Origin of the sequence: Streptomyces venezuelae (assembly GCF_008642335.1) — a bacterium.
Lineage (GTDB): Bacteria > Actinomycetota > Actinomycetes > Streptomycetales > Streptomycetaceae > Streptomyces > Streptomyces venezuelae_F.
The window spans coordinates 7,264,761-7,291,182 of sequence record NZ_CP029191.1; the positions used below are offsets into that span (position 1 = coordinate 7,264,761).

Here is a 26,422-nt window from a genome sequence, read left to right on the forward strand (position 1 = left end):
GGGTTCTTAGGAACGCTTAAGGGCGCCCTGCCAGGGTGTGCCGGTGTCGGTCCGGACAACGCGAAGCGAGGCATCGTGCCCATCACGGATAACAAGCCGGCCGCCACATTCCCCGACCTGGTCGACCCGTCGTTCTGGGCGCGGCCGTACGAGGAACGCGTGGCGCTGTTCGAGGAGATGCGCGGGCTGCCGCATCCGGCGTTCATCCAGCAGAGCATGCCGGGGGTGCCGTTCGCCTTCGGGTATCACGCGGTGGTGAAGTACGCGGACATCGCGGAGGTGAGCCGCAGGCCGCAGGACTTCTCGTCCGACGGCGCGACCACGATCATCGGTCTGCCGCCCGAACTGGACGAGTACTACGGCTCGATGATCAACATGGACAATCCGGAGCACTCCCGGCTGCGCCGCATCGTGTCGCGCTCGTTCGGCCGCAACATGATCCCCGAGTTCGAGGCGGTGGCGACGCGCACCGCGCGGCGCATCATCGCCGACCTCGTCGCGCGCGGACCGGGCGACTTCATCAGGCCTGTCGCCGCGGAGATGCCCATCGCCGTGCTGAGCGAGATGATGGGGATACCGGAATCGGACCACGACTTCCTCTTCGACCGGTCCAACACGATCGTGGGCCCGCTCGACCCGGACTACGTGCCCGACCGCGCCGACTCCGAGCGCGCCGTGATCGAGGCATCCCGCGAACTCGGCGACTACATCGCGGGGCTCCGCGAGGAACGGCTCGCCGCGCCCGGCAGCGACCTGATCACCAAGCTCGTTCAAGTACAGGCGGACGGCGAGCAGTTGACCCGCCAGGAACTCGTGTCGTTCTTCATCCTGCTCGTCATCGCCGGGATGGAGACCACCCGCAACGCCATCTCGCACGCCCTGGTGCTGCTGACCGAGCACCCCGAGCAGAAGCAGCTCCTGCTCTCGGACTTCGACACGTACGCGAAGGACGCCGTCGAGGAGATCCTGCGGGTCTCCACGCCCATCAACTGGATGCGGCGCGTCGCCACCCGTGACTGCGACATGAACGGCCACCGGTTCCGCAGGGGCGACCGCATCTTCCTGTTCTACTGGTCGGGCAACCGGGACGAGGACACCTTCCCCGACCCGTACCGCTTCGACATCACGCGCGGCGCGAACAATCACGTCACCTTCGGGGCGGTGGGCCCGCACGTGTGCCTCGGCGCCCACCTCGCCCGGATGGAGATCACCGTCCTGTACCGGGAGTTGCTGGCGGCGCTGCCCCACATCCGTGCCGTGGGGCAGCCCCGCAGGCTGGACTCCAGCTTCATCGAGGGCATCAAGCACCTGCGGTGCGCCTTCTGAGTACGTACGTCTCCTCCGCATACGTACGACCCTTCGGGCCCACCGCCGCCCCGCGCCCTCAGTGACCGGACATCGCGAGCGGTGGACTTATCAGGTGCATGTCACCCGAGAGGATGGCCCGCTGCAGGTCCTGCAGCGGGCGCCCGGGTTCGAGCCCCAACTCGTCGTTGAGCGTCTTGCGCACCGACTGGTACACCTTCAGCGCGTCCGCCTGCCGCTCGGAGCGGTAGAGCGCCAGCATGAGCTGGCGGTGGAACGCCTCGCACATCGGGTTCTCGGCCGTCAGGGCGTACAGCATGCCCACGGCCTCCCGGTGCCGGCCGAGCTGGAGCTGGCACTCGACCAGCATCTCCTGGCACTCCAGGCGGATCTCGGTCAGCCAGGTCGAGAAGCCGTCGACGATGGGGCCGCTGGCGGCCGGACCGTTCCCGCCCTGCCCGAGGATCGGGCCGCGCCACAGGGCGAGCGCCTGCCCGAAACAGGACGCCGCGTCGTCGTAGCGCTTCTCCCGGAGCAACGACCTTCCCACGTCGACCAGTTCGGGGAAGTCCTGCGCGTCGATCCGGTCCTCGGGGTTCTTGTGCAGCACGTAACCCGGCGCGCGCGTCTCGACCGGGTTGCCCGCCATGCCGGGCACCTTCAGGAACTTGCGGAGCTGCGATATGTATACGTGTAGCCCGGCGGTCGCGCGCCGGGGCAGGTCCTCGCCCCAGATCTCCCGCATCAGCTGCTCCAGGGAGACCAGCCGGTCGGCGCGGATGAGGAGGACCGTGAGGACGATCTCGACCTTCTGCGCGTTGATGGTGGCGTAGTCGTCGCCGTCCTTGATCCGGAGCGGGCCCAGCATCTCGTACCTCACCGAGCGTTCCCCCTTGCTGTCGCGGGTCGTTGCGCACTGTCGGCGAGGGCCTCGGAGATGACGTCCGCGACGCCCCGCTGGTGCGTATTGAGGTAGAAGTGCCCTCCGGAGAAGACCTTGAGGTCGAACGGTCCTTCGGTGTGCAGGCGCCAGGCCTCCACGTCGTCGAGCGGGGCCTGCGGGTCCCGGTCGCCGACCAGGGCGGTGAGGGGGCAGCTCAGCGGCGACGTCGGCGTCCACTGGTACAGCTCGGCCGCGCGGTAGTCGTTGCGGACGACCGGGATGATCTCCGCGAGCAGCTCCTCGTCGTCCAGGAACCGCGGGTCCGTGCCGCCGGCCCTGCGCAGTTCACCGACCAGGTCGGCGTCGTCGAGCAGGTGCACGGTGCCGCGCTGGTAGCGGGACGGGGCGCGGCGGCCCGACACGAACAGCGCGCGGGGCTCGCCGATGGCGCCCTCCCGCAGCCGCTGCGCGACCTCGAAGGCGAGCACCGCTCCCATGCTGTGCCCGAAGAAGGCCAGGGGACGGTCGTCGAACGGCGCGAGGGCCTCGGTGATCCGGTCGGCCATCTCGGGGACGCTGTCCAGGAGCCGCTCCCTGCGCCGGTCCTGCCGTCCCGGGTACTGCACCGCGAGGACCTCGGTGTCGGGCAGCAGGGTGGGGGACTGCGCGAGGGGGTGGAAGTAGGAGGCCGAGCCGCCCGCGTGGGGGAAGCAGACCAGGCGGACGTCGGCTTCAGGCCGGGGCCGGAAACGACGTATCCATGGGTCCGACGGATGGGGTGGGGGGGAGAAAGACAAGATCAATCCCTTCGCCAGGAGCGCTGACAACGGTGTCGCCGCATAGCACAGCCGCTCCTGATCATGCGCAGCTCAAAGTTTAAAGGGCAACGTCGATATAACGGCACCAGGGCGGAATCAGACATTCCCCATGCTTTATGCAGCGATTCTTGCGTGATCAAATGACCGGCAGCAAGTTTGAGGTAAATTTCAATATGAATGCTTAGTGCAGTGCGTGAAGGCTGCGCCCATGGGGCGTGTCAGCGGCGTCCGCGCTCCGGATCCGGTCGAAGTCCCCTGGAACTGGGCTCGATCGCCGCCCCGGCATTTTTTGCGGGATCATTACGCACCATTGGTTTGCTTACTCCGTCGTCCACCGGCCTGCGCCATTCCTTCCCCTTCTCGACACGAACCGGAAACAGTCGGTTTGCTCTGCCGGACAGCCGTGTCCAATGACCGGTGCCCCGATTCTGGCTTGTTGTTTTCTTGCTGCACCGAACCTTCACGATCGGTCTTGATCAGGTGAGGACAGGGCCGGGTGACGGCCGTCGCATGGCCGGAACCAGCCCCGTGTGAACCGGCGGCAGTTGGCCACACGATCAGTACGGGCACGCGGGTCACCTTTTGGGGTGACTATGCCTTGTTCAAGGTGTGCTGTTCCGCGACCCATCCGCGAAGGTCGTGGCATGGGTGCCCGCTGCCCCCCGGCAAGCCGGCCGCGGGCCGGAGCTGCCACCGAAGGAGCACAGGACGATGAGCGAGAGCATGGCATGGCTGACGCGGGACATCCGCAAGGCCCGCAAGCAGGGCCCGGCCGAGGTCGCGCGGCGCCGGGGCGACCGGCTGGCGGACCTGGTGGCCTGCGCCCGCTCCGCGTCGCCGTACTACCGCGAGCTCTACCGCGGGCTGCCCGAGCGGGTCGACGACCCGACGCTGCTGCCCGTCACCGACAAGAAGCACCTGATGGACCGCTTCGACGACTGGGCGACGGACCGGGACATCACCTTCGAGAAGGTCCGCGCGTTCACGGACGACCCCGAGCTGATCGGCCGCCGTTTCCTCGGCCGGTACCTGGTCGCCACCACCTCGGGGACCAGCGGCAGGCGCGGCCTGTTCGTGCTCGACGACCGGTACATGAACGTGTCCTCCGCCGTCTCCTCCCGGGTGCTCGCCTCCTGGCTCGGCCCGCTCGGCATCGCACGGGCCGTGGTCCACGGCGGCCGCTTCGCCCAACTCGTCGCCACCGAAGGGCATTACGTCGGCTTCGCCGGCTACTCCCGCATGTCCCAGGAGGGCGGCGGGCGCAGCAAGCTGCTCCGGGCGTTCTCCGTGCACGAACCGCTGTCGCGCCTCGTCGACCGGCTCAACGCATACCGCCCGGCCTTCGTCATCGGCTACGCGAGCACGATCATGCTGCTCACCGCGGAACAGGAGGCGGGCCGCCTGCACATCGACCCGGTGCTCGTCGAACCCGCGGGCGAGACGATGACCGACAGCGACACCGACCGCATCGCGCGGGCCTTCGGCGCCAAGGTGCGCACGATGTACAGCGCGACGGAGTGCACCTACCTCAGCCACGGCTGCGCCGAGGGCTGGTACCACGTCAACGACGACTGGGCCGTGCTCGAACCCGTCGACGAGGACCACCGGCCCACGCCGCCCGGTGAGTTCTCGCACACGGTCCTGATCTCCAACCTCGCCAACCGCGTCCAGCCGTTCCTCCGCTACGACCTCGGCGACAGTGTCATGCTCCGCCCCGACCCCTGCCCGTGCGGCACGTCGTCCCCGGCGATCCGGGTCCAGGGCCGGGCCGGTGACACCCTCACCTTCCCGTCCGGCCGTGGCGACGACGTCCGGCTGACCCCTCTCGCCTTCAGCAGCCTGTTCGACCGCATGCCGGGCGTGGAGCTCTTCCAGATCGAGCAGACCGCTCCGGCGACGCTGCGGGTCCGCATGGTCAAGGCGCCCGGTGCCGACGCGGACCACGTGTGGCGCAAGGCCCATGACGGACTGACGCACCTGCTCGCCGACAACAAACTGGACAACGTCACCGTGGAGCGGGCGGAGGAGCCGCCGAAGCAGGCGTCGGGCGGCAAGTACCGGACGATCATTCCGCTGCCGGCGTGAGGAGGCTCAGGAGACTTGCGCGTACGCGCGCAGAGCGGGCTCCTCCGTCACCCACGGCCGACTGTGGATCAGCAGCTCGATCGGGTAGTTCAGCAGCCCGGGAAGAGCGTCGACGGCTCCCTGGCTGTTGAGCGGCATGATCGGCTCGGCGCAGTGCGCACGGTCGACGCGGGCGGCGTCGGCGGGGCCGGGGTGGTCGACCGCGTCGGCGACGAGGTCGTAGCTGACCTGGTCCACGACCATGGCGATGTGCGTCGGCCACGGCCGCCCGGGGCAGATGTCCTGGACGCCGACGCGGTGCGCGCCCGGCAGCGACGGGGGTTGCCCGTCGGCGACCACGGACTCGTCGGCGTACGAATAGACGGTGGTGTACGAGGGGCCCGCCGGCATGGGCGTGCCGTCGGCGGCGAGTGCCTTCGTCCAGTTCGAGTCACGGGCGAACTGCAGCACCGACGCCGGGCAGCCGGCGACCTCGGCGATCGGGCGGCACGGGCCGGCGAGCCGGGTGCCCTGGAACGGGGAGCCCAACGTCACCATGTCGTCCACCCGCCCCGGCAGATCCGGCCAGAACCGCAGCGCCCAGGCCGTCAGGAGCCCGCCCTGGCTGTGCCCGACGAGGTCGACCTTGCGTCCGGTGGCCTCGTGGATGACGCGCGTCGCGTGCACCACGTACTCGACGGACTCCTGCATGTCCCTGAGCCCGCGCCCGGGGGAGTCCACCCAGCAGGACCGGTAGCCCTTCTTCTCGAGCTCGGCCATGTAGTTCCAGGCGTAGTTCTCCTCGCCCTTCAGGCCGGTGCCGGGTACGAAGAGGACGGTCGGCTTGTCACTGGCGTCGCGCAGGTCGCCCAGGTCCGTCCCGCAGTGCAGCGCCTCGGCGAGTCGGGCGGCGGGGATCTCCAGGGGCGGCGAGGGCTCGGCGGTGTCCGCGCGGGCGGCGGAGACGGGAAGAACGGTGAGGGCGAGCGCGGTGGCCGCGAGGCCGCCGAGCCATGAGGACAAGCGCACTGTGGTCTCCGCGGGGGGTGTGGGGGTCCCTCACGCGCCGAGAGGGAGCCCTCCATCCTGAAGCGCGGCCACACCCACGTCAACAGCCACACACCGCCCAACGCCCCCTGCGGCGACAGGAGTTGAGGATCCGCGGGCGCTCGGGATCACCGTTCCCACACCGCGTCGGACCGCGCGACGACCCGCCGGAGCTCACGGGAGCTGCGCGGTGACAGGGCCTGCATCAGCACGTCGAGGAGAGCGCGGGCCTCGAAGGGGTCACCGCAGCAGTACCAGTGCACGTTGTCGAACTCGTGGTCGTGCCACAGCTCGCGCTCGGGCCGACGGACGTACGCCTTCCACAGCCGCACGGCCCCGCCGACATCACCCGGCTCCAGATAGTTCCGGGTTCGCTCGAGACGGGAGATCTCGTCCATCGCGCGCGAGGACAGCCCGTCGATCATGGTCATGCGCACCATTTTGTCACCGCTCCGGGAGTGAGCGGTGACCGGGCCGGGCCTCACGTGTGCAGGGCCCCGCCCTCCTCGTCATGACCCTCCGGCTCCAGCTGCAGCGTCGAGTGGGCCACGTCGAAGTGGCCCCCGACGCACCGCTGCAAGCGGCTCAGGAGCTCCCCGTACCCGTCCGCCAGCGCCTCGTCCGTGACCACCACGTGTGCGGTGAGCACCGGCATCCCGGAGGTGACGGTCCAGCCGTGCAGGTCGTGCACGGCGACCACGCCGCGCTCCGCGAGGAGATGCCGCCGCACCTCGTCGAGGTCGACGTCCTGCGGGGTCGCCTCCAGCAGGACGTGCACGGAGTCCCGCAGCAGCCCGTACGCGCGCGGCACGATCAGCAGGCCGATGACGATCGACGCGACCGGGTCGGCGGCCTGCCACCCGGTGAGCAGGATGATCAGGCCGCCCACGATCACCGCGACCGAGCCGAGCGCGTCCCCGAGGACCTCCAGATACGCGCCGCGCAGGTTGAGGCTCTTGTCCTTCGCGTCCCGCAGCAGCCACAGGCCCACCAGGTTCGCGAGGAGCCCGCCCACCGCGACCACGAACATCAGGCCGCCCTTGACCTCCACCGGCTCGCTGAACCGGCCGATCGCCGACCACAGGACCCAGACGAAGATGGCGACGAGGAGGAGCGCGTTCAGGACCGCGGAGAAGATCTCGACCCGGTAGAAGCCGAACGTGCGCCGCGGTGTCGGCGCCCGCTGGGCGAGGGTGACCGCGCCGAGCGCGAGCGACACGCCGACCGCGTCGGTCAGGCTGTGCGCCGCGTCCGCGAGCAGCGCGAGGCTGCCGGACAGCAGGGCGCCGACCACCTGGATGACGGTGATCGACGCGCTGATGCCGATGGTCCACAGCAGCCGGCTGCGGTACGTTCCGCTGAGCGTGCCGCCCGCCGTCGCGGCGGACGGACCGTGGTCGTGCCCCATGCCCGCGAGTGGACCACGGGACCCGGACACCCGCCACCGAACGGTCGGCCACTCGGCCGAGGGTGAACCCGTACGACCGCTAGTGCAGCGTCGGGATCGATGCGTCCCGCTGATGCGGGATGCCCAGCGGCGGCGGCAGCTCGCCCTGCTGAACCGTCACCGTGCGCGCGGGCGCGGGCACCCGGATGCCCTCCGCGCGGTAGCGCTGGTGCAGGCGCTTGATGAACTCGTGCTTGATGCGGTACTGGTCGCTGAACTCCCCGACACCGAGGATCACCGTGAAGCTGATCCGCGAGTCGCCGAAGGTGTGGAAGCGGATGGCCGCCTCGTGGTCGGGCACCGCCCCCGTGATGTCGGTCATCACCTCGTCCACGACCTCGGTCGTGACCTTCTCGACCTGCTCCAGGTCACTGTCGTAACTCACCCCGACCTGCACCGTGATCGACAGCTCCTGCTCGGGGCGGCTGTAGTTCGTCATGTTGGTGCTCGCCAGCTTGGCGTTGGGGATGATGACGAGGTTGTTGGAGAGCTGGCGCACGGTCGTGTTGCGCCAGTTGATGTCGACGACGTAGCCCTCCTCGCCGCTGCTGAGCTGGATGTAGTCACCCGGCTGCACGGTCTTCGCCGCGAGGATGTGCACGCCCGCGAAGAGGTTGGCGAGCGTGTCCTGGAGGGCGAGGGCCACCGCGAGACCGCCGACGCCGAGCGCCGTGAGCAGCGGGGCTATGGAGATGCCGAGGGTCTGCAGGACGACGAGGAAGCCCATCGCCAGCACGACGACGCGCGTGATGTTCACGAAGATGGTGGCCGACCCGGCCACGCCGGAGCGGGACTGCGCCACGCTCCTGACCAGACCGGTGACGATCCGGGCCGCCGTCAGCGTGCCCGCCACGATGAGCAGCGCGGTGAGCGCCGTCGTCACGTTGCGGCCGGTGCGCGGCGTGAGGGGCAGCGCGCCCGCCGCGGCGGCGAGCCCGGCGGCGATGGCCGCGCAGGGGACGAGGGTGCGCAGGGCGTCGACGATGACGTCGTCGCCGCTCCACCGGGTCCTGCTGGCCCGCTCGCCCAGCCAGCGCAGCAGGGCGCGGAGCAGCAGAGCGGCCACGACGCCCGCGGCCACCGCGATGCCCGCCGTGATCCAGTCGTGCAGGGTGAGCGCACGGTTCATCGGTTCGCTCCCGTCGTCCGGGGGGAGTGCGCCTGCATACGCGCCTGGACGCGGCGTATGTGATGTGTCGTCACGTGGTTACCTGCTTGTTTCGGGGGGTGCGGTCACGCCGGGGCGGGAGCACGACATCGGGAGTCACGTCGACTGCCTCCAGGAGCTCCACCCGGCGCGGACGTCATCCTGCCCCATCCGGGCACAGGAGGTGCGCGTACCCCTGTCCGGATCTTCACAGACCGGCCACGTCTGTCGAGTGGGACGCGCGACACGTGGTAGAGCAGGGGACATGGGTCCAGTGCACAAAACGCTCGTATCGCCCGTCAGTTCGCACAACGAGTGGGATCCGCTGGAGGAAGTCGTCGTCGGCCGCCTCGACGGCGCGACGATCCCGTCCAGCCACCCGGTCGTGGCCTGCAACATCCCGCCCTGGGCGGCCCGACTGCAAGGCCTCGCCGCGGGGCACACGTATCCCAAGCGCCTGCTCGAACCCGCGCAGGCCGAACTCGACGGCTTCGTCGCACTCCTGGAGTCCCTCGGCGTCACCGTCACCCGCCCTGCCGCCGTCGAGCACAAGCGCGACTTCGCCACTCCTGACTGGACGTCACGCGGCTTCTGCAACGCCTGTCCCCGGGACGGCATGCTCGTCGTCGGCGACGAGATCATCGAGACGCCGATGGCCTGGCCCTGCCGGTACTTCGAGACGTACTCCTACCGCGAACTCCTCAAGGACTACTTCCGGCGCGGCGCGCGCTGGACGTCCGCGCCCAAACCGCAGCTCACCGACGCGCTGTTCGAGGAGGACTTCCGTCCGCCGGAGGACGGCGAGCCCATGCGCTACGTCCTCACCGAGTTCGAGCCGGTCTTCGACGCCGCGGACTTCATGCGCGCGGGCCGCGATCTCTTCGTGACGCGGAGCAACGTCACCAACCTGATGGGCATCGAATGGCTGCGCCGCCATCTCGGGCCCGAGTACCGCGTCCACGAGATCGAGAGCCGCTGCCGTGTCCCCATGCACATCGACACCACGTTCGTCCTGCTCGCGCCCGGCAAGGTGCTCGTCAATCCCGAGTACGTCGACGTCGACCGCCTCCCCGACGTGCTGAACTCCTGGGACGTCCTGGTCGCCCCGGAGCCCGATCCGATCGACGAACGCGTGCTGAGGATGACCTCGATGTGCGGCAAGTGGCTCAGCATGAACGTGCTGATGCTCGACGAGAAACGCGTGATCGCGGAGCGGCACCACACGGGCATGCTGCGCGCGCTCGAGGCGTGGGGGTTCGAGCCGATCCCGTGCGACCTGCTCCACTACGCGCCGTTCGGCGGCTCGTTCCACTGCGCCACCCTCGACGTACGCCGACGGGGCACGCTCGAAACGTACGTCGACTGAGTCACGGCCGGGTTCCACCGACCGTTGCCGGAGGGGTTCCCCGCCCGCGACGGTTATGCAAGTCTCCTCCCTAATTCCGTGCGGCGCCGGACGTCGTGGCCCGTCAACCGGGCTGCCGCCACGCGGAACCGGGATGAGGACTGATGCGAAACGGGGCACGGGGGCACGATCTGATCGCCCTGCGGCGGCTGAACACCACCGTCGTGCTGCGCGCCCTGCACCACCGCAGCCCGCGCACCCTCGCCGAACTCGCCGCGAGCACCGGCCTCTCCCGGCCCACCGTGGAAGCCGCCGTCGAGGAACTGGCCGAACGCGGACTCGTCGGCGAGTCCGCGGAGGAGGCGGGGGAGCGGGCGCCAGGCCGCCCCGCACGCCGCTTCCGCTTCCGCACCGAAGCCGGATACGTCCTCGGCGCCGACATAGGGCTGCACAAAATGGTGCTGCTCCTCGCCGACCTCGGCGGCACCGTCCTGGCCGCCCACCGCGGCGACATCGACCCGGGACTCGGCGGCAGCGCCCGCCTCGACCTGCTGCGCCACGGCGTCGAGACCTTCCTGGACGCCCACGTCCCGCGCCGAGCCGCCGTCCTCGCCCGCTGCGTGGGCGTGCCGGGCGTCGTCGACAAGGGCGGCGTCGTGACGTCCGTGGTGGTGCCCGAGTGGTCAGGAGTCGACCTCGGACGGCTGCTGCAGGACGGCGAACCGGGCCACACCCTCGTCGAGAACGACGTGAACCTCGCGGTACTCGCCGAGCGTTGGCAGGGCGCCGCCACCCTCGCGGGCGACGTCGTCTGCGTCCTGACCGGGCACCGCGTCTCGTGCAGCCTCACCATCGGCGGGCGCCTCCACCGGGGCAGGCGCGGCGGCGCCGGTGAACTCGGCATGCTGCCCCTGCTCGGCATGAGCACCGCGCAGGAAGCCCTGAAGTGGCACGAGGGCTCGGACGGGCGGCGCCCCGGCGAGTCCGAGGTCGCCGCGCTGGCCCGCGCGGCCGACGGTGGCGACCCGAGGGCGCTGGCCGCCGTCGCGGACTTCGCCGGCCGGCTCGCCCCCGGCATCGCGGCGCTCGCGCTCGCCGTCGACCCGGAACTGATCGTGCTGACCGGCGGCGCGACCCCCGTCGGCCACCATCTGGTGCCGCTGCTCGAGGAGCGGCTGCACCCCATGACCCTGCACGTCCCGCGCATCGCCCTGAGCACGCTCGGCGAGCGGGGCGTGGCCATCGGCGCCGTGCGCAAGGCGCTCGACCGGGTGGAGGAGGACCTGCTCGCGGACAAGGCGCCGTAGCGGCAGACCGCCCTGTGCGGGCGGACCGTGGGGCGTCCGGCGACTCATCGGGAGGCGAAGACGCACATGCGCAGAAGGACTCTGCTCGGCGGGGCGGTGGCGGCCCCCTTGCTCGCCGCCTGCTCCGGAGGGGGCGGCGGCACGGACAGCGGTGGCAGGACGACGCTCTCGTACGGGATGTGGGACCCGGCGCAGGTGCCGGGCATGGAGCGGATCATCGCCGCGTTCGAGAAGCGGAACCCGGAGATATCCGTGCGCATCCAGCTGACGCCCTGGGCGAGCTACTGGACGACCCTCAAGACGTCCATGCGCGGCGGCACCGCACCCGACGTGTTCTGGATGAACGCCGTCAACTTCCAGCTGTACGCGGCCAACGGCGTCCTCGAACCGCTCTCCGGACACATCAAGGCCGACGCCACCCCCGTGGACCGTCACCCGAAAGCCCTGGTGAAGCTCTACTCCTACCGCGGCACGCAGTACGGGCTGCCGAAGGACTTCGACACCATCGGCCTCTGGTACAACAAGCAGCTCTTCGACAAGGCGGGCATCACCTACCCGGACGCGAGCTGGACCTGGGACGACGTGCGCGACGCGGCCGCCGAACTCACCGACCCGCACCGGCGCGTGCACGGCTTCGCCGCCGAGATGGACCGGCAGATCAAGATCTATCCGGCCATCTGCGGGGCCGACGGCTACGTCCTGGAGAACGGCCGCTCGGGCTTCGGCGACGAACGGTCCATCGAGGGGATGCGCTTCCTGACCGACATGGTCGACCGGGGCTGGTCGCCCCCGCAGAGCGCGATGGTCGAGTCCGTCGGGCGCGTGCGCTACTGGTCGGAGAAGGTCGCCATGAACTACGACCTCTCCGCGATGGCCGGACAGATGTACGCCGTGCCCGCGCTCAAGGACCACGGCGGCATCGCCGTCCTGCCGCAGGGGAAGCGCAGGGCCACCATCATCCACGGACTGGCGAACGTCGTCTCCGCCAAGAGCGACAAGAAAGCGGCCGCCTGGAAGTTCGTGCACTTCATGGCAGGACGCGAAGCCGCCGAGATCCAGGCGAAGGCGGGCGCCACCATCTCCTCGTACGAGGGAACGCAGGACGCCTGGATCAAGTCGATGCCCGAATTCGACCTCAAGCACTTCATCGAGATGCAGGAGTACGCGGTTCCCTACCCGAGCTCCAAGAACACCGCCGTCTGGGAGAACCTCCAATACCCGTTGCTCGGCGCCGCGTTCAGCGGCAAGGGCGGCATCGAGAGCGCCGCCCGCACGCTGGGCGAGCAGATGGACCGGGCCCTGAAGGAGGAACGCGACTCATGAGTGTCTTTCCCGCGACGGCCGCCGCGAAGGCGGCCGGGCGCAGCCGGACATCGGCGTCCGGCACCCGCCCAGGATCCCGCAACCAGCGGTCCGCCTACTGGTTCATCGCACCGCTCGGCCTCGGCTTCGCCGTCTTCTACTTCTGGCCGCTCCTGCAGACCCTGTACTTCAGCTTCACCGAATTCGGCGCGTTCGGCGGCCACACCTTCATAGGCACCGACAACTACCTGCGCGTCGTCAAGGACGTCACCGTCTGGCAGGCACTCGGAAACACGCTCATCTACTGTGTCATCGGGCTGATGGCACTGCCGATCGCCATCGTCGTCGCGTCGCTCCTGAACCGGCGCGGACTGCGCGGCGTATCCGTCTACCGCGCCCTGTACTTCATCCCGTTCGTGACGCTGCCCGTCGCCGTCGGCCTCGTCTGGAACTGGCTCTACAACGGTGACTTCGGGCTCGTCAACGAAATCCTCAGTTGGTTCGGCGTCGACCGGCACTACTGGGTCTCCGATCCGTCCACGGCCGTCTACGCGATCGGCACGGTGATGGTCTGGTCCACCACCGGGTACTACCTCGTCATCTTCATGGCGGGTGTCAAAGGAATACCGCAGGACTACTACGAAGCCGCGGAACTCGACGGAGCGGGACCGCTGCGCAGGTTCTTCACCATCACGCTGCCGCTGCTCAGCCCGACCATCTTCTTCGCCTCCGTCATCTGCATGATCAATTCCCTGCAGACGTTCGACCTGATCTACATCATGATGGCCGAGAAGAACCCCGCGATCGGCGATACGCAGTCCGTCGTCGGCCTCTTCTACAAATGGGCGTTCGTCGAGAACGCGCAGGGCGCCGCCGCCGCGCTCGCCTTCCTGCTGATGCTGGTCATCGCGGCCCTCACGTATCTCCAGTTCCGGATCCAGAAGAGGTGGGTGCACTATGCCTGACCGGAGGCGCATCGACCCGGGATCCGTCGCCACGCACGCCGTGCTTTCGTTCGGCGCGCTCGTGATGGTCTTCCCGTTCCTGTGGCAGCTGCTCACCGCGCTGAAGACCCTCGCGGAAACCTCACAGGTGCCGCCCACGTTCCTGCCCAAGGACTGGAACTGGGACAGTTTCGAAGAGGTCTTCACCGCGCTGCCGTTCCGCGAAATGCTCACCAACAGCCTGATCAACACCATCGGGCGCACCGTCGGACAACTCGTGTTCTGTTCGCTCGCCGCCTACGCGTTCGCGCGCATGCGGTTCCGCGGCCGCAACGTGCTGTTCGCGCTTTTCCTGTCCGTCCTGATGGTGCCGAGCTCCCTGCTCGTCCTGCCGCAGTACGACATCATCCAGTCCCTCGGACTGCTCAACTCCGCGCCCGCGCTCTTCCTGCCCGGCATGTTCAGCGCCTTCGGCACGTTCATGCTCCGCCAGTTCTTCCTCACGCTCCCCAAAGAGCTGGAGGAGGCCGCGCGCATCGACGGCGCGGGCTCCTTCCGCATCTTCTGGTCGATCATGCTGCCGCTGATCAGGCCCGCGCTGGCCGCGCTCGCCGTCATCACCGCCATGTGGTCCTGGAACGACCTGTTGTGGCCGCTGATCGTCAACACCGACCCGGAGAGGATGCCGATCAGCGCGGGGCTGACTTCCCTGGAGGGGCAGTACGAGACGAACTACCCGGTGATGATGGCCGGTTCGCTGATCGCCAGCCTGCCGATGCTGATCGTCTACCTCTTCCTGCAACGGCACTTCGTCCAGAGCGTCGCCCTCTCCGGCTCCAAGAGCTGACTCCGACGGAAAGGCAGCACCCCTCCATGCGAGGCTCCATGCGATCGCTTCACATCGGCCTGCTCGGTGCCGGCGGCATCGCCCGCGCCCATCTGCCCGGCTGGCTGGCACTAGGTGCCCGGGTGAGCGTGTACACCGTCGACGGCTCCGCGGAGAAACTCGCGTCGGAGTACGCCGAGCGCGGGCACGACGTCCGGGCCGTCGACGACCTCGGCACCCTTCTCGCCGACGCGGGCGCCGTCGACATCTGCACCCCCACCCCCACCCACAAGGAACTCGCGCTCGCCGCCGTCGCCGCGGGCCACCACGTCGTCTGCGAGAAACCACTCGCCCTCACCGCCCGCGACGCCGAGGAGATCGGCGCCGCCGCCGACGCGGCAGGCGTACGCCTGCACCCCGCCCATGTGGTGCGCTACTTCCCCGCGTACGCCGCCCTGCACGAGGCGGTGACCCGCGGCGACCTCGGCGAACCCGCGGTGCTGCGCTTCACGCGCGGCGGCGCGAGGCCCCAGTGGGCGCCCTGGTTCGGCGATCCCGCCCAGTCCGGCGGCGTCATCATGGACCTGATGGTGCACGACATCGACATCGCCCGCTGGCTCGCGGGCGACGTGGTCCGCGTGCACGCGCGGACCCGCGGCGTCGAGCACGCCACCGGCGCCCCGCCCGAGGTCGTCACCGCGTCGGCCGTCCTCACCCACGCCTCGGGCGCCGTCAGCCACGTCAACGGCCTGTGGGGCCTGCCCGACCAGCAGTTCCGCACGACGTTCCGCGTCGCGGGAGCCGACGGCCTCCTGCACCACGACTCCACCGCCGTGCCCGGCTTCCGGATCACCGCCCAAGGGGTCCGCGCCGCCAACGAAGGCATCCCCACCAGCCCCATGACCGAGAGCCCCTTCCTCACCGAACTCCGCGAGTTCGCCGCGTCCTGGCAGGACGGCGGGCCCGAACCGAGGGTGAGCACCCGCGACGGCATAGAGGCCGTACGGATCGCCGAGGCCGCCGTGGAGTCCAGCCGCACGGGCCGCGTCATCGAGATGTCCAGGACCACTGAGACCACCGAGGAGGCCACGCGATGAAGGTCGCCGTCCTGTCGTTCGCCCACGTCCACGCGGCGACCTACCTGCGCCTGCTCTCCCGCATGCCCGGCGTCGACGTCCTCGGCAGCGACCCCGACACGGACCTCGCGGCGCCCGGCGAGGTGCGGGGCCGCGCGGTCGCCGACGCGGCGCACGTCGCGTACGCGGACACGTACGACGAAGCCTTCGCCTGGGGCCCCGACGCGGTGATCGTCTGCTCCGAGAACGTCCGGCACCGGCCCCTGGTCGAACGCGCCGCCGCGCAGGGCGTGCCCGTCCTGTGCGAGAAGCCCCTCGCCGCCACGGTCGAGGACGGCGAGGCCATGGTCGCCGCCTGCCGGGACGCGGGCGTGCGGCTCGCCGTCGCCTACCCGGTGCGGTTCAGCCCGGCCTACGCGGCCGTGAAGGCGGCCGTCGTGGCGGGCGAGGCGGGCCGGGTCCTCGCCGTGTCCGGCGCGAACAACGGCGCCATGCCGACCCGCGCCCGCCGCTGGTTCGCCGAGCCCGCGCTCTCCGGCGGCGGCGCCCTCATGGACCACACCGTGCACATCGCCGACCTGCTCGACGACCTCTTCCCGGAAGCCAGGCCCATCGAGGTGTACGCGCAGACCAACAACCTCCTGTACGCCGACGAGGTCGCCGCCGAGACCAGCGGCCTGGTCAGCGTGACGTACTCCAACGGCGCCGTCGCCACCATCGACTGCAGCTGGTCGCACCCCCGCTCCCACCACTCGTGGGGCGGCCTGGAACTCACCGTCGTCGGCGAACGGGCCACCCTGGAGATGGATGCCTTCGACCAGAAGGTGCACGGCTTCAGCGAGCGCAGGGGCAGCGGCACGGAGGTGCCCTTCGGCGCGGACCTGGACGAGCTGATGCTGCGGGCGTTCCTGTACGGGGCGGGGGAGGGCGCGATGGACGTCGCGGACGGCGAGGGCGGCCTGCGCACCCTGCGCGTGGTGGAGGCCGGCTACGCGTCGGCCCGCAGGGGAGTCCCGGTCTCCCTGCCGTGGCCCGCGGGCCGGAACGGATCGGGCGCGTATTAGCGTGGACGGGACAGATCGACCAACAGGATCCGAGGTGCCCGGCCCATGCCAAGCCGCAGCGAGAGCCGTACCCAGCTCATCGAGTCACTCATGGAGCGGTTCCCGCACGTGCCGCGGGAAGCCGTGATCAAGGAGGATCTGCTGCGCGGCGGCATCGCCTTCGACGAGTCGGCGCTCAGCGACAACGAGAACGGCGAGGTCAAGCCGAAGTCGTACTTCATCTTCTCCTTCGACCACGGCACCCTGCCCGAACTGGGCGCCGCGGCCCTGCGCCGCCCGCCGGAGGAGATCGTCCTCACCGGCGGCCCGTACGAGCTGCGCCGCACCGTCGTCTCGGTGCGCGTCAACCCCTCCTCGCCCTACCGCGTCGCCGCCGACGACAACGGCGTGCTCGGCCTGTACCTGGACGGGGCGCGGATCTCCGACGTCGGCCTGCCCCCGATGCCGGACTACTACCGGCACACGCTGGAGAACGGCAAGTCGGTGATGGAGGTGGCGCCCACCATCCAATGGGGCTACCTCATCTATCTGACGGTCTTCCGGGTCTGCCAGTACTTCGGCGCCAAGGAGGAGTGCCAGTACTGCGACATCAACCACAACTGGCGCCAGCAGAAGGCGGCGGGCCGCCCCTACACGGGTGTGAAGCCGATGGACGAGGTCCTCGAGGCCCTCGCCATCATCGACAAGTACGACACGAACAAGTCGTCCACCGCGTACACGCTCACCGGCGGCGCCATCACCACGCGGCTCCAGGGCAAGGACGAGGCCGACTTCTACGGGCAGTACGCGAAGGCCATCGAGGAGCGCTTCCCCGGTCGCTGGATCGGCAAGGTCGTCGCCCAGGCGCTGCCCAAGGAGGACGTGCAGCGCTTCCACGACTACGGAGTGCGGATCTACCACCCGAACTACGAGGTCTGGGACCCGTACCTGTTCGAGCGGTACTGCCCCGGCAAGGAGCGGTACGTCGGCCGTGACGAGTGGCACCGCCGCATCCTGGACTCCGCCGAGGTGTTCGGGCCGCGCAACGTGATCCCGAACTTCGTCGCGGGCGTCGAGATGGCCGAGCCGTTCGGCTTCAAGACGGTCGACGAGGCCATCGACTCCACCGTCGAGGGCCTGCAGTACTTCATGTCGCGCGGCATCACGCCCCGCTTCACCACCTGGTGCCCGGAGCCCACGACTCCGCTCGGCAAGGCGAACCCGCAGGGCGCGCCGCTGGAGTACCACGTGCGGCTCCTGGAGGCCTACCGCGCGACGATGGAGGCCAACGGCCTCAGCTCGCCGCCCGGCTACGGCCCCGCGGGCCCCGGCAACGCGGTCTTCTCGGTCAGCTCCTTCATGGACAGCCTGCCCGCGGACAAGGCCGCTCCGGAGGACGCGATTACTCCCGCGACGACCCGCTAGGGCCCGTGTTACGGTCGGGGCGGGTCACGAGTTCCAGTGTCAAGCCCCGGCTCGCTGGACGGCACCCCGCTCCGTCGCGGGTGCCCCGGGTGACGACCCGCCCCGTGCGACGTGCACGGGGAACGGCGGATCACCGAGTCGGCGAAACCCGGGGTCCACGACCTCGGAGGCGCCCCATGACGCATTCTCCCGCGCACGACACCCGTGACACCTCGGTCGATGTGCTCCTGTCCTCGTACGACGTCGCGGACGACGGCCGCATAGCTCTTCATGTGCTCGGCCCGACCAGGGGTGTGCCCGCGGCCCTGTGGACGCGCGACCCGCAGCACCTGCGCCGCCTGCTGCGCGACCACAAGGGCCTCGCCCAGTGGCAGCCCCACCGGAACGTGCTGAAGCTGCGGTGCGACACGGCCGGCGCCACCCTGGTCGGGGTGGCCGCGGGAACCGGCCACGAGGTCCGCCACGACGCCGCCGACCACGAGGCCCCTCGCGGCTGACCAAGATCACCGGTTCGTAGGATGACGGCGTGATCCGGGCGCGGGCGACCCCCGCGCCCGGGCGGCGCGACAGTCAGCCACCAGAGCCGGAGGTCCCCCGTGCAGCACCACCCCGCCAGCCCCGCAAGCCCCGTCACCGTCGTCACCGGCGGAAGCCGCGGTATCGGCGCCGCTGTCAGCGCCCGTCTCGCCGAGGACGGCCACGACGTCGTCATCGGCTACCGCTCCAACGCGGCCGCCGCCGAACAGGCCGCGGAGGCCGTCCGCGCGGCAGGACGCCGCTGCCTCACCGTCGAGGTCGACACCGCCGACGAGGCGTCCGTCGACCGCCTCTTCGACGCCGCCGCCGAGCTCGGCCCGGTCACCGGTCTGGTCAACAACGCCGGGGTCAGCGGCCCCGTCGGCCCCCTCGCCGACGCCGACGCCGACGGCATGCGCCGGGCGCTCGAAGTGAACGTGCTCGGCTATCTGCTCTGCGCCCGGCGCGCGGTACGGGACATGAAGGCCAACGGCGGCGCCATCGTCAACGTCTCGTCCGCCGCCGCCACGCTGGGCGCCCCCGGCGAGTACGTCCACTACGCCGCCGCCAAGGGCGCCGTCGACACCATGACGGTCGGCCTGTCCAAGGAGGTCGCCGGGGACGGCATCCGCGTCAACGCCGTCGCCCCCGGCGTCATCTGGACCGAGTTCCACGCCGACCCGGAGCGGCCCGCGAAGCTCGCCGCCGGTATCCCCCTCGGGCGCTCCGGACAGCCCTCCGAGATCGCGGCGGCCGTCGCCTGGCTGCTCTCGGACGAGGCTTCGTACGCCACCGGCACCGTGCTGCGCGTCGCGGGCGGACGCTGACGCACCCCGGTCGACCGCTCGTACGATGAGCACATGATCAGTGGAGCGGTCGACCTCACGCAAGGCGTCGTCATCCGGCCCGTCGCCCTCGACGACGCGGAGGCGCTCGCCCGCGCCTACCGGCGCAACCGCGACCACCTCGGCCCCTGGGACCCGGACCGGCCCGCCGCCTTCTACACCCCGGAGGGGCAGGCCGAGCGGGTCCGGGTGCAGCTGGCGGACGGCCGGGCGGGCCGGTCCGCGCACTGGGTGCTCGTGAGCGGCGCCGAGATCGTCGGCCACGCGGCCGTCTCGAACATCGTGCTCGGCCCGGCCCGCAGCGGGAACCTCGGCTACTGGATCGACGCCGAACACGTGGGCCGCGGCCTCGCCTCCGCCGCCGCGCGGCACGTCTGCGCGGCGGCGGACACCCAACTCGGCCTGCACCGCGTCGAAGCGGGCACCCTGCTGCACAACACCGCGTCGCAGCGCGTGCTCAGGAAGTGCGGGTTCGAGGAGTACGGGGTCGCGCCGTCCTTCCTCTACATCAACGGCGCCTGGCGCGACCACCGGCTCTTCCAGAAGATCCTCAACGACCGTCCCTTGTAGTGCGAGACTGACGTGGTGACACGGAACGAGCGGCAGTCGTCGCGCAAGACCGAGCGGCGCCTTGAAGAGACCATCCTCGAGCTGCTGGACCGCCGTGCCCCGGGTGCCACGATCTGCCCCTCGGACGCCGCGCGGGCGGTCCACGAAGGCGACGACGACGGCTGGCGCGCGCTGATGGAGCCCGCCCGCCGCGCCGCTCGGAACCTCGTCGAGGCCGGCGAGGTGGAGATCACGCAGGGCGGCGAGCCGGTCGACCCGGCGCAGGCCCGCGGCCCGATCCGCATTCGCCGGACCCGGTAGGACTCCGTTCACCCGCTGTATCGCGCACAACCATCGGTTGTTTCCGCGTGTCTCCGAGATGAGTCACGTCCGCGCGCACGTGTTTCCACCGCGTGTGCACCCAAGGAGGAACCGTGGGCATCCGCCGACCCACCCTGTCGACCGCCGTAGCCGCAGCTTTGATCGGTTCGCTCGGCGTGCCGCTCCTGGCAGGCGCCGCGTCCGCGAAGGACGCCGCAGCGACCGTACGAAAGGCCACCGGACAACAGGCCACCGAAAAACAGGCCACTGTCCGGGAGGACTTCGACGGCGACGGATACCAGGACGTCGCCGTGGCCGCGCCCGGCGCGACCGTCGGCGGCCACACCTGGGCGGGCTACATCACCGTCAGGTACGGCTCCGCGCACGGCCTCGACCTCGCGCGCACCACGGTCATCGACCAGAGCACCCCCGGCGTGCCCGGCGCCCCCGGCGACAACCAGGGCTTCGGCTACGCGATGATCTCCCGCGACCTGGACGGCGACGGCCTCACCGATCTGGCGGTGGTGAGCCGCGAGTACCGGCCGGAGGACAACGTCGGCGGAGCGGTGACCGTCCTGTGGGGTCGGCGGACCGGCCTCTCCGGCCAGGACGCCGTGCGCCTTCCCGCACCGGCGAAAGCCCAGGTCGGCGAGGACATCACCGCGGGCGACTTCGACGGCGACGGGAACGCGGACCTGTTCATGGAGAACGGCGAGGACCGCGATGACCACGACGTGCTCTACGGCCCCTTCCGGCGTGACGGCGCCCCCGCCCGCGAGCAGCAGGTGAAGGTGTACAGCACGGACAACTTCATCAACTCGACCGCGGCGGGCGACTTCAACGGCGACGGCATCGAGGACCTGGCGACGTTCTACGTCTACGAGAACCACGCCGAGGGCGGCAAGCTGTGGCTCGGCACGAAGACGGGTCTTTCCACCGTCCCGCAGCGCCTCGCCTCGTCGGCCGCTACGGCGGTCGCCGACTTCGACCAGGACGGCAACGCCGACCTCGCGACGCGGATCTTCCCGAACGGCGACACCGAGGGCACCGAGGAGGACCCCGGCACCGTCAAGATCTACTACGGCTCGTCGTCCGGACCCGGCCAGACCCGTACGCAGACGATCACCCAGGACACCGCGGGGGTGCCCGGGGCGAGCGAGAAGGGCGACCAGTTCGGCGGCCGCCTCGCCACGGGCGACGCGAACGGCGACGGATACCCCGACCTGGCCGTCGGCGTCCCCGGCGAGGCGATCGGGACCAAGGCGAAGGCCGGTGCCGTGGTGCTGCTCAAGGGCGGCAGGGACGGGCTCACCGGCAAGGGGGCCCAGGCGTTCCACCAGGACACGGCGGACGTGCCGGGTGTCGCGGAGTCCGGCGACGTGTTCGGCGGGTCGGTGCGGCTGCTCGACGTGACCCGCGACGGCAGGGCCGACCTGGTCGCGGGCGCGCCGGGCGAGGACCTGGGCGCCGTCAAGAACGGCGGCGCGGTGTGGCTGTTGCGCGGCGCCGCCGCCGGTCTGACGGCCTCCCGGTCGTCCGCGCAGAACCCGACCGACATCGGGGCGCCGGCGGCGAAGGCGCTGTTCGGCCTGAACCTGAGCGGCGACAACGGCTCCGGAACGGTGATCCCTTAGGAATCCCCCTGATTCCGGACCGCACCGGTTCCCCGCGCACCCCCACGGGCCGCGCGGTCCGGGTCCGGGTCCACCCGCTGGATCCGGGCCCGCCGCACGACCTCGGGCCCGGTCTCGGCCGCCTTGCGGACCAGCGCACGCCCGTCCCAGTCGGTGGGCCAGCCGTGCCAGAGGCGCATCCTGCCGTCCACGAAGACCGCGCTGATCTGGTCGCGGTCGGCGAACCGGACCAGCTCCCACGACAGGTCGTACGACGGCGTGAGCTCGGGCACCTGGAGGTCGACGAGGAGGAAGTCGGCCGCCTTGTCGACGGCGATCTCGCCCGTCACCTTGCCGAGTCCGACGGCGTCGGCGCTCAGCGAGGTGGCGTGGGTGAGCCACACACGGCCCGCGCCGCACGCCGAGTCGCCGGACATCAGGCCGTACGACAGCCGCTGCGCGCTCTCCGCGGCGTCGACCAGACGGAAGCCGTTGCCGCGCGTGCCGTCGGTGCCGGTGCCGAAGCGGATGCCCATGGTGTGCCACATCAGGGCGTGCGCGACGGCGTTGCCCTTCCACGCGCTGGCGACCGGGTTGTAGCTGACCGCGGCCCCCGTGTCGGCGAGCATGCGCATCTCGTCGGGGGTGAGCAGCGTGGCGTGGGAGCCGAGGGTGTGCGCGTTGAGGGCGCCGATGTGGTGCAGGTACGACAACGGGCGTCGGCCCACGCTCTTGAGGGAGCGTTCCACGGAGGCCAGGTGCTCGTTGACGTGGACCTGGAAGACCGCGTCGGCGTCCGCGCACAGGTCGGCGGTCCTCTTCAGGACCTCGGCGGTGGCGTCCTCCGGCACGGGTATCGCCAGTGAGGGGTGTATCAGCCGGGAGTCCTGGAAGCGCTCCAAGTGCTCCTTGCCGCCCTTGCCGTTCGAGACGACCTTCGACAGGACGCAGCGCAGCCCGGCCTCCTCGGCGGCCTCGGCGATGACGCCCACGTCGACGGGCGCGCGGGTACCGGCGTCGGCGGCGGTGGTGAATCCGCCGCGCAGCGCCTCCAGGGCGGCGAGCTTCGCCGAGAGGTGCGCGGTCTCCTCGTCCAGGGCGTGTTCCAGGGGCTCCCAGACGGTCTTGAAGATCTCCGACGGCTGCCCGAACGCCTGGGCCTTGCCGAAGCTCTGCGTCAGGTGGTGGTGCGCGTCCACGAAGCCGGGCATGAGCAGGTGGCCCTTGAGGCGCACCTTCTTGGCGTTCCGGTGCGCGTCGGTGAGCTCGCGGACCGGCCCGACGGCCCGGAACGTGCCGTCCTGGACGAGCACCGCGCGGTCCTTTACGGGCCCCTCGGGGAGCAGGACGACATCGGGTACGAGCAGCAGTCGACGGGCGCGGAAGTCGTCGGGGCCGAAGGCGCCGCGGCTGTCGGGCCCGTCGTGTCGGGAGCCTTCGGCGGCGGCCGCGGGTGCCGCTCCGCCGACGCCGAGGAGGCCGCCGGTGCCCGCAAGTCCGGCCCCGACGACGAAACTGCGACGTCCCACGCCGCGCGACCCGTCGCCGTCACGGCCGACGCCGACGCCGATGCCACGGCCCTCGTCCGCGTACTCGTTCTCCACCGCACGCTCCTTTGGCGTTTCGCACAGGGAAAGCCCGGCCGCACGGGGCGGCCGGGCCGGAGCGGCTGACCTTAGGCGAGTCCGTCAGGCGGAACAAGGGTTTCGGCAAATGGAAAGAGAAGGAGGCGTTCGCGGCGTCGGTGAAGGTGGCGGAACTGGTCCGCGCGCCCTGCCCCACCGCAGGCCACGACCGTTGTCGCAGGTCAGGGCAGGTGGCGTAACGTCACGGAAATGTTGGCGTCCTAATTTCGACGGATGTCAGGCCCCATGAACCCCCTGCCCACCGAGCAGACACCGCGGATGCCGCGGAACCGGCCGCGGACCCGTGCGGACCGGGCCAGACAGGTCGCCGAGGTGCTGCGCCGTCAGATCGCCTCCGGCGCGTTCGCGTCGGGCATGCTGCCGGACGAGCGGACGCTGATCGCCGACTTCGCGGTCTCGCGCAACACCGTGCGCGAGGCGCTGGGCGTCCTGCGCGGCGAAGGCGTGGTCGAGCGGCGCCAGGGCGTCGGCACGGTGATCGTGCGGCGGCCCTACGAGCACACCCTGGAGCGGCTTACCGGCCTCGCGGAGACGCTGGGCACGCACGGCGAGGTGGTCAATCAGGTGCGCGTCGCGGACCTGGTGCGGCCGCCCGGCGACGTGGCCCGCAGGCTGAACGTCCCCGACGGCGGGCGGGTGGTCCACATCGAACGGCTGCGGCTGCTGGACGGCGTGCCGCTCTCCCTCGACCTGACCTACCTCGCCGCGGACATCGGGGAGCCGCTGCTCACCGTCGACCTGGCGGGACGGGACCTGTTCGGGCTCATCGAGCAGTCCATCGGCGGCCGGCTCGGCTCGGCAAGCGTCACCATGCACGCGGTGGGCGGCGACCCGCACACGTGCGAGCTGCTCGACATCCCGGCCGGTTCGGCGCTGTTCACCGTCGAACGCCTGACGCGGATGCCGGACGGGCGGCCGGTGGACCTGGAGTTCCTGCGCATCCGCGGCGACCGGCTGGCCTTCAGGGCCGAACTCGTGCGGGCGGGGGACGCACGGTGAGCACCGGTACGAACTCCGGCACCGCCACCGGCAGCAACGCGGACACCGGGACCGCTCCCGGCCCCGGCCCGCTGACCGTCGCGGTGATGTGCCTGTGCGTCACCCTGGTCGTCGGCATGGTCTCCGCCGTCAATCTCGCCGTGCCCGCACTGTCGCGCAGCGCCCTGCACCCGTCGGCGGAGTCGGTGATGTGGGTCGTCGACGGATACGTGGTGTTCTTCGCCTGTCTGCTCATCCCGGGCGGCGCGCTCGCCGACCGGCTCGGCCGTAAACGGGTGTTGGCGGCCGGCATGGGCCTGTTCACCGCGGGCTGCGTGCTGTGTGCGGTGGCGCCGAGCGTCGGCGTGGTGATCGCGGGCCGGGTGGTGAGCGGCATGGGTGCCGCGGCGGTGCTGCCGACGACGCTCGCCCTGATGGTGGGCGGCGCGCCGGCCCACCGGCGGCCGCGGCTGGTCGCGGTGTGGGCGTCGATGACGGGTCTGGCGGCCGTCCTTGGCAATGTCGGCGGCGGCGCGGCGCTCCAACTCGGGTCGTGGCGCGCGCTGTTCTGGTGCGTGGTGCCGCTGTCCGTCGTGGCCCTCGTCCTGGTGTGGGCGTTCTCCCCGGCACCGCCGCGGCACGACCGTCCGCTGTCGGTGGTGTCGGCGGGCCTGCTGACGGCCGGGTTCCTGGCCCTCCTGTCGGGCATCGTGTCCGGCCCGGAGGCCGGATGGGGCAGCGGACGGGTACTGGCCGGGTTCGTGGCGGCGGTGGTGCTTCTGGCGGTCTGGGCGGTCCGTGAGCTGCGGCGCGAACATCCCATGCTGGACCCAAGGCTGTTCACCGTGCCCGTGGTGCGGGCGGGCGCGGTCGGCATGGCGCTGGTGTTCCTGGGGATGTTCGGCCTGTTCTACGTCAATGGGCAGTACCTGCAGTACGCCAAGGGCTACTCGCCGCTGGGGGCCGGGGTGCGGCTGCTGCCGATGGCGGGGGCGCTGCTCCTCGCGCCGCGCTGCGCGGTGGCCCTGGAGCGGCGCGTCGGCCCGCGGCTGACGCTCGGGTCGGGGCTCGCCGTGCTGGCGGCCGGTCTGGGCACGGTGTCGCTGGTCGGCCCGAGCACCCCGTACCCCCTGTACGCGCTCGGGGCGACCCTCACCGCCGCCGGATGCGGCCTGGCGACGCCGCTGCTGTCGCACGGCATGATGTCCGCGCTGCCCGCGCACCGGGCCGGGGTCGGTTCCGGTCTGCAGAGCCTGGCGCGGGAGCTGGGCAGCGCGCTGGGTGTGGCGGTCAGTGGCAGCGTGGTGACGCAGATGTTCACCGCGGGCCTCCCGGCCCCGCTGCGGGGAACCGACGCGCCGACGACCGTCCCGGCAGCGGAACAGGCCCTGGCGGCAGGAGAGTTGACGGCGCCGGAGCTACGGCACGCGGTCGTCGCCGACTTCACCACCGCCCTCGACACCGCGATGCGGGTGCTGGCCGTGCTGGTGGTGACGGTCGGCGCGCTGGTCGTCGCGTGGTACCCGGTCAGACGCGGTCGTGGAGAGTGATGTGGTAGCCGTCGGGGTCCGCGAAGGTGAACGTACGGCCGAAGGGCCCGTCGACCGGCGCGGACACGATGGTGTGACCGTCGGCCACCAGTGCGTCGTGGATGGCCTGGACGCCGGTGGCGTGGAGCCAGATCGCCGCGCCGACGCCGGGCTGCGGGACGGACGAGAGATCGGTGCCGGGAACGACCTCGCGGAGTGCGAACGCGATCGGCTTCGTCTCGAAGACGACGGCGTGCGGAGGTCCGGCCTGCGAGCGGACGACACCGAGGTACTGCTCGTAGAACGCCTGGGACTCGGCGAGGTCGCGCGCCTGGAGCGAGATGAAGTCGGGGCCGGTGACGGGCATGGTGGTGCTCCTTCTCTTCGTACTGCGTCTCTTCGTGTCGAAACTTTGTGTCAGATTACTGACACGCCGACGGTATGTC

25 protein-coding genes and 1 riboswitch are annotated in these 26,422 nt (G+C 70.8%); of the genes, 17 read left to right on the plus strand and 8 right to left on the minus strand.

Annotated elements, in window-relative coordinates; translation table 11 throughout:
- Nucleotides 1–75: 75 nt before the first annotated feature.
- Entirely contained in the window at nucleotides 76–1,326 is a 1,251-nt protein-coding gene (locus DEJ49_RS32205) for a cytochrome P450 (RefSeq protein WP_150187368.1), read from the plus strand.
- 58 nt (nucleotides 1,327–1,384) lie between these two features.
- Here the strand turns inward: DEJ49_RS32205 and DEJ49_RS32210 are convergent, their stop codons facing one another.
- Both DEJ49_RS32210 and DEJ49_RS32215 read right to left on the minus strand, forming a co-directional pair.
- The gene (locus DEJ49_RS32210) at nucleotides 1,385–2,185 is read right to left on the minus strand and encodes an AfsR/SARP family transcriptional regulator (RefSeq protein ID WP_150187369.1); all 801 of its coding nucleotides are present in this window, start codon (nucleotides 2,183–2,185) and stop codon (nucleotides 1,385–1,387) included.
- Nucleotides 2,182–2,985, minus strand: a complete 804-nt coding sequence (locus DEJ49_RS32215) for a thioesterase II family protein (RefSeq protein WP_150187370.1) — start codon at nucleotides 2,983–2,985, stop codon at nucleotides 2,182–2,184. The genes DEJ49_RS32210 and DEJ49_RS32215 overlap by 4 nt, the downstream gene beginning before the upstream one ends.
- A gap of 732 nt (nucleotides 2,986–3,717) precedes the next feature.
- Between DEJ49_RS32215 and DEJ49_RS32220 the strand changes: the two genes are divergently transcribed.
- The gene (locus DEJ49_RS32220; RefSeq protein WP_150187371.1) at nucleotides 3,718–5,091 is read left to right on the plus strand and encodes a phenylacetate--CoA ligase family protein; all 1,374 of its coding nucleotides are present in this window, start codon (nucleotides 3,718–3,720) and stop codon (nucleotides 5,089–5,091) included.
- A 6-nt stretch (nucleotides 5,092–5,097) separates the two neighbouring features.
- Here the strand turns inward: DEJ49_RS32220 and DEJ49_RS32225 are convergent, their stop codons facing one another.
- The 4 genes from DEJ49_RS32225 to DEJ49_RS32240 form a co-directional block, all read right to left on the minus strand.
- On the minus strand, nucleotides 5,098–6,099 hold the full coding sequence (locus DEJ49_RS32225; protein ID WP_150187372.1) for an esterase/lipase family protein: 1,002 nt from the start codon (nucleotides 6,097–6,099) through the stop codon (nucleotides 5,098–5,100).
- Nucleotides 6,100–6,245: 146 nt separating this feature from the next.
- Complete coding sequence (locus DEJ49_RS32230) at nucleotides 6,246–6,548, minus strand: hypothetical protein (protein WP_223833068.1); 303 nt, start codon at nucleotides 6,546–6,548, stop codon at nucleotides 6,246–6,248.
- A 50-nt stretch (nucleotides 6,549–6,598) separates the two neighbouring features.
- Nucleotides 6,599–7,525, minus strand: coding sequence for a cation diffusion facilitator family transporter (locus DEJ49_RS32235; RefSeq protein ID WP_150187374.1), 927 nt, complete (start codon nucleotides 7,523–7,525; stop codon nucleotides 6,599–6,601).
- Between the two features lie 79 nt (nucleotides 7,526–7,604).
- The gene (locus DEJ49_RS32240; protein WP_150187375.1) at nucleotides 7,605–8,693 is read right to left on the minus strand and encodes a mechanosensitive ion channel family protein; all 1,089 of its coding nucleotides are present in this window, start codon (nucleotides 8,691–8,693) and stop codon (nucleotides 7,605–7,607) included.
- A gap of 283 nt (nucleotides 8,694–8,976) precedes the next feature.
- Here DEJ49_RS32240 and DEJ49_RS32245 point away from each other — a divergent pair, with 283 nt between their 5' ends.
- The 13 genes from DEJ49_RS32245 to DEJ49_RS32305 all read left to right on the plus strand — a co-directional run bounded on the left by DEJ49_RS32245 (nucleotide 8,977) and on the right by DEJ49_RS32305 (nucleotide 21,844).
- Nucleotides 8,977–10,077 carry an amidinotransferase gene (locus tag DEJ49_RS32245; RefSeq protein WP_150187376.1) on the plus strand — a complete coding sequence of 367 codons (1,101 nt, stop codon included), beginning with the start codon at nucleotides 8,977–8,979 and terminating at the stop codon, nucleotides 10,075–10,077.
- Between the two features lie 143 nt (nucleotides 10,078–10,220).
- Complete coding sequence (locus DEJ49_RS32250; RefSeq protein ID WP_150187377.1) at nucleotides 10,221–11,363, plus strand: ROK family transcriptional regulator; 1,143 nt, start codon at nucleotides 10,221–10,223, stop codon at nucleotides 11,361–11,363.
- 66 nt (nucleotides 11,364–11,429) lie between these two features.
- Complete coding sequence (locus DEJ49_RS32255) at nucleotides 11,430–12,686, plus strand: ABC transporter substrate-binding protein (RefSeq protein ID WP_190329510.1); 1,257 nt, start codon at nucleotides 11,430–11,432, stop codon at nucleotides 12,684–12,686.
- Nucleotides 12,683–13,630: a carbohydrate ABC transporter permease gene (locus DEJ49_RS32260; protein ID WP_150187378.1), complete on the plus strand. Its 948-nt coding sequence runs from the start codon at nucleotides 12,683–12,685 to the stop codon at nucleotides 13,628–13,630. Before DEJ49_RS32255 ends, DEJ49_RS32260 begins: the two co-directional genes overlap by 4 nt.
- The gene (locus tag DEJ49_RS32265) at nucleotides 13,623–14,456 is read left to right on the plus strand and encodes a carbohydrate ABC transporter permease (protein ID WP_150187379.1); all 834 of its coding nucleotides are present in this window, start codon (nucleotides 13,623–13,625) and stop codon (nucleotides 14,454–14,456) included. The genes DEJ49_RS32260 and DEJ49_RS32265 overlap by 8 nt, the downstream gene beginning before the upstream one ends.
- Before the next feature lie 38 nt (nucleotides 14,457–14,494).
- Nucleotides 14,495–15,532, plus strand: a complete 1,038-nt coding sequence (locus DEJ49_RS32270; RefSeq protein ID WP_150187380.1) for a Gfo/Idh/MocA family protein — start codon at nucleotides 14,495–14,497, stop codon at nucleotides 15,530–15,532.
- Entirely contained in the window at nucleotides 15,529–16,575 is a 1,047-nt protein-coding gene (locus DEJ49_RS32275; protein ID WP_150187381.1) for a Gfo/Idh/MocA family protein, read from the plus strand. Before DEJ49_RS32270 ends, DEJ49_RS32275 begins: the two co-directional genes overlap by 4 nt.
- Nucleotides 16,576–16,620: 45 nt before the next feature.
- Complete coding sequence (locus tag DEJ49_RS32280; protein ID WP_150187382.1) at nucleotides 16,621–17,979, plus strand: radical SAM protein; 1,359 nt, start codon at nucleotides 16,621–16,623, stop codon at nucleotides 17,977–17,979.
- 22 nt (nucleotides 17,980–18,001) lie between these two features.
- Nucleotides 18,002–18,111, plus strand: a riboswitch (SAM riboswitch).
- A gap of 44 nt (nucleotides 18,112–18,155) precedes the next feature.
- Nucleotides 18,156–18,476: a hypothetical protein gene (locus DEJ49_RS32285; RefSeq protein ID WP_150187383.1), complete on the plus strand. Its 321-nt coding sequence runs from the start codon at nucleotides 18,156–18,158 to the stop codon at nucleotides 18,474–18,476.
- A gap of 99 nt (nucleotides 18,477–18,575) precedes the next feature.
- Complete coding sequence (locus tag DEJ49_RS32290; protein WP_150187384.1) at nucleotides 18,576–19,322, plus strand: SDR family oxidoreductase; 747 nt, start codon at nucleotides 18,576–18,578, stop codon at nucleotides 19,320–19,322.
- Nucleotides 19,323–19,355: 33 nt separating this feature from the next.
- Nucleotides 19,356–19,910 (plus strand): GNAT family N-acetyltransferase, encoded by a 555-nt coding sequence (locus DEJ49_RS32295; protein ID WP_150187385.1) that lies wholly within the window; start codon nucleotides 19,356–19,358, stop codon nucleotides 19,908–19,910.
- A 15-nt stretch (nucleotides 19,911–19,925) separates the two neighbouring features.
- Complete coding sequence (locus DEJ49_RS32300) at nucleotides 19,926–20,210, plus strand: DUF3253 domain-containing protein (RefSeq protein WP_150187386.1); 285 nt, start codon at nucleotides 19,926–19,928, stop codon at nucleotides 20,208–20,210.
- Between the two features lie 113 nt (nucleotides 20,211–20,323).
- Nucleotides 20,324–21,844, plus strand: coding sequence for an FG-GAP-like repeat-containing protein (locus DEJ49_RS32305; protein WP_150187387.1), 1,521 nt, complete (start codon nucleotides 20,324–20,326; stop codon nucleotides 21,842–21,844).
- Here DEJ49_RS32305 and DEJ49_RS32310 read toward each other — a convergent pair.
- Nucleotides 21,841–23,427: an amidohydrolase family protein gene (locus tag DEJ49_RS32310; RefSeq protein WP_223833069.1), complete on the minus strand. Its 1,587-nt coding sequence runs from the start codon at nucleotides 23,425–23,427 to the stop codon at nucleotides 21,841–21,843. The genes DEJ49_RS32305 and DEJ49_RS32310 overlap by 4 nt on opposite strands.
- A 255-nt stretch (nucleotides 23,428–23,682) precedes the next feature.
- On the opposite strand from DEJ49_RS32310, the gene DEJ49_RS32315 reads away from it, so the two are divergent.
- Both DEJ49_RS32315 and DEJ49_RS32320 read left to right on the plus strand, forming a co-directional pair.
- Nucleotides 23,683–24,468, plus strand: coding sequence for a GntR family transcriptional regulator (locus DEJ49_RS32315; RefSeq protein WP_223833070.1), 786 nt, complete (start codon nucleotides 23,683–23,685; stop codon nucleotides 24,466–24,468).
- Nucleotides 24,465–25,997, plus strand: a complete 1,533-nt coding sequence (locus DEJ49_RS32320) for an MFS transporter (RefSeq protein WP_223833071.1) — start codon at nucleotides 24,465–24,467, stop codon at nucleotides 25,995–25,997. Before DEJ49_RS32315 ends, DEJ49_RS32320 begins: the two co-directional genes overlap by 4 nt.
- Here DEJ49_RS32320 and DEJ49_RS32325 read toward each other — a convergent pair.
- A complete protein-coding gene (locus DEJ49_RS32325) occupies nucleotides 25,975–26,343 on the minus strand; it encodes a VOC family protein (RefSeq protein ID WP_150187389.1) in 369 nt (122 codons plus the stop codon). The two genes, DEJ49_RS32320 and DEJ49_RS32325, sit on opposite strands and share 23 nt — an antisense overlap.
- Between the last annotated feature and the right edge of the window lie 79 nt (nucleotides 26,344–26,422).

Bases quoted from the DNA above. Each gene is read 5' to 3' on its own strand.
- DEJ49_RS32275 (WP_150187381.1), top strand. From the start codon at position 15,529: ATGAAGGTCGCCGTCCTGTCGTTCGCCCACGTCCACGCGGCGACCTAC.
- DEJ49_RS32230 (WP_223833068.1), bottom strand. From the start codon at position 6,548: ATGACCATGATCGACGGGCTGTCCTCGCGCGCGATGGACGAGATCTCC.
- DEJ49_RS32235 (WP_150187374.1), bottom strand. From the start codon at position 7,525: ATGGGGCACGACCACGGTCCGTCCGCCGCGACGGCGGGCGGCACGCTC.
- DEJ49_RS32270 (WP_150187380.1), top strand. From the start codon at position 14,495: ATGCGATCGCTTCACATCGGCCTGCTCGGTGCCGGCGGCATCGCCCGC.
- DEJ49_RS32280 (WP_150187382.1), top strand. From the start codon at position 16,621: ATGCCAAGCCGCAGCGAGAGCCGTACCCAGCTCATCGAGTCACTCATG.
- DEJ49_RS32260 (WP_150187378.1), top strand. From the start codon at position 12,683: ATGAGTGTCTTTCCCGCGACGGCCGCCGCGAAGGCGGCCGGGCGCAGC.
- DEJ49_RS32295 (WP_150187385.1), top strand. From the start codon at position 19,356: ATGATCAGTGGAGCGGTCGACCTCACGCAAGGCGTCGTCATCCGGCCC.
- DEJ49_RS32250 (WP_150187377.1), top strand. From the start codon at position 10,221: ATGCGAAACGGGGCACGGGGGCACGATCTGATCGCCCTGCGGCGGCTG.
- DEJ49_RS32265 (WP_150187379.1), top strand. From the start codon at position 13,623: ATGCCTGACCGGAGGCGCATCGACCCGGGATCCGTCGCCACGCACGCC.
- DEJ49_RS32325 (WP_150187389.1), bottom strand. From the start codon at position 26,343: ATGCCCGTCACCGGCCCCGACTTCATCTCGCTCCAGGCGCGCGACCTC.
- DEJ49_RS32255 (WP_190329510.1), top strand. From the start codon at position 11,430: ATGCGCAGAAGGACTCTGCTCGGCGGGGCGGTGGCGGCCCCCTTGCTC.
- DEJ49_RS32240 (WP_150187375.1), bottom strand. From the start codon at position 8,693: ATGAACCGTGCGCTCACCCTGCACGACTGGATCACGGCGGGCATCGCG.
- DEJ49_RS32315 (WP_223833070.1), top strand. From the start codon at position 23,683: ATGTCAGGCCCCATGAACCCCCTGCCCACCGAGCAGACACCGCGGATG.
- DEJ49_RS32220 (WP_150187371.1), top strand. From the start codon at position 3,718: ATGAGCGAGAGCATGGCATGGCTGACGCGGGACATCCGCAAGGCCCGC.
- DEJ49_RS32285 (WP_150187383.1), top strand. From the start codon at position 18,156: ATGACGCATTCTCCCGCGCACGACACCCGTGACACCTCGGTCGATGTG.
- DEJ49_RS32245 (WP_150187376.1), top strand. From the start codon at position 8,977: ATGGGTCCAGTGCACAAAACGCTCGTATCGCCCGTCAGTTCGCACAAC.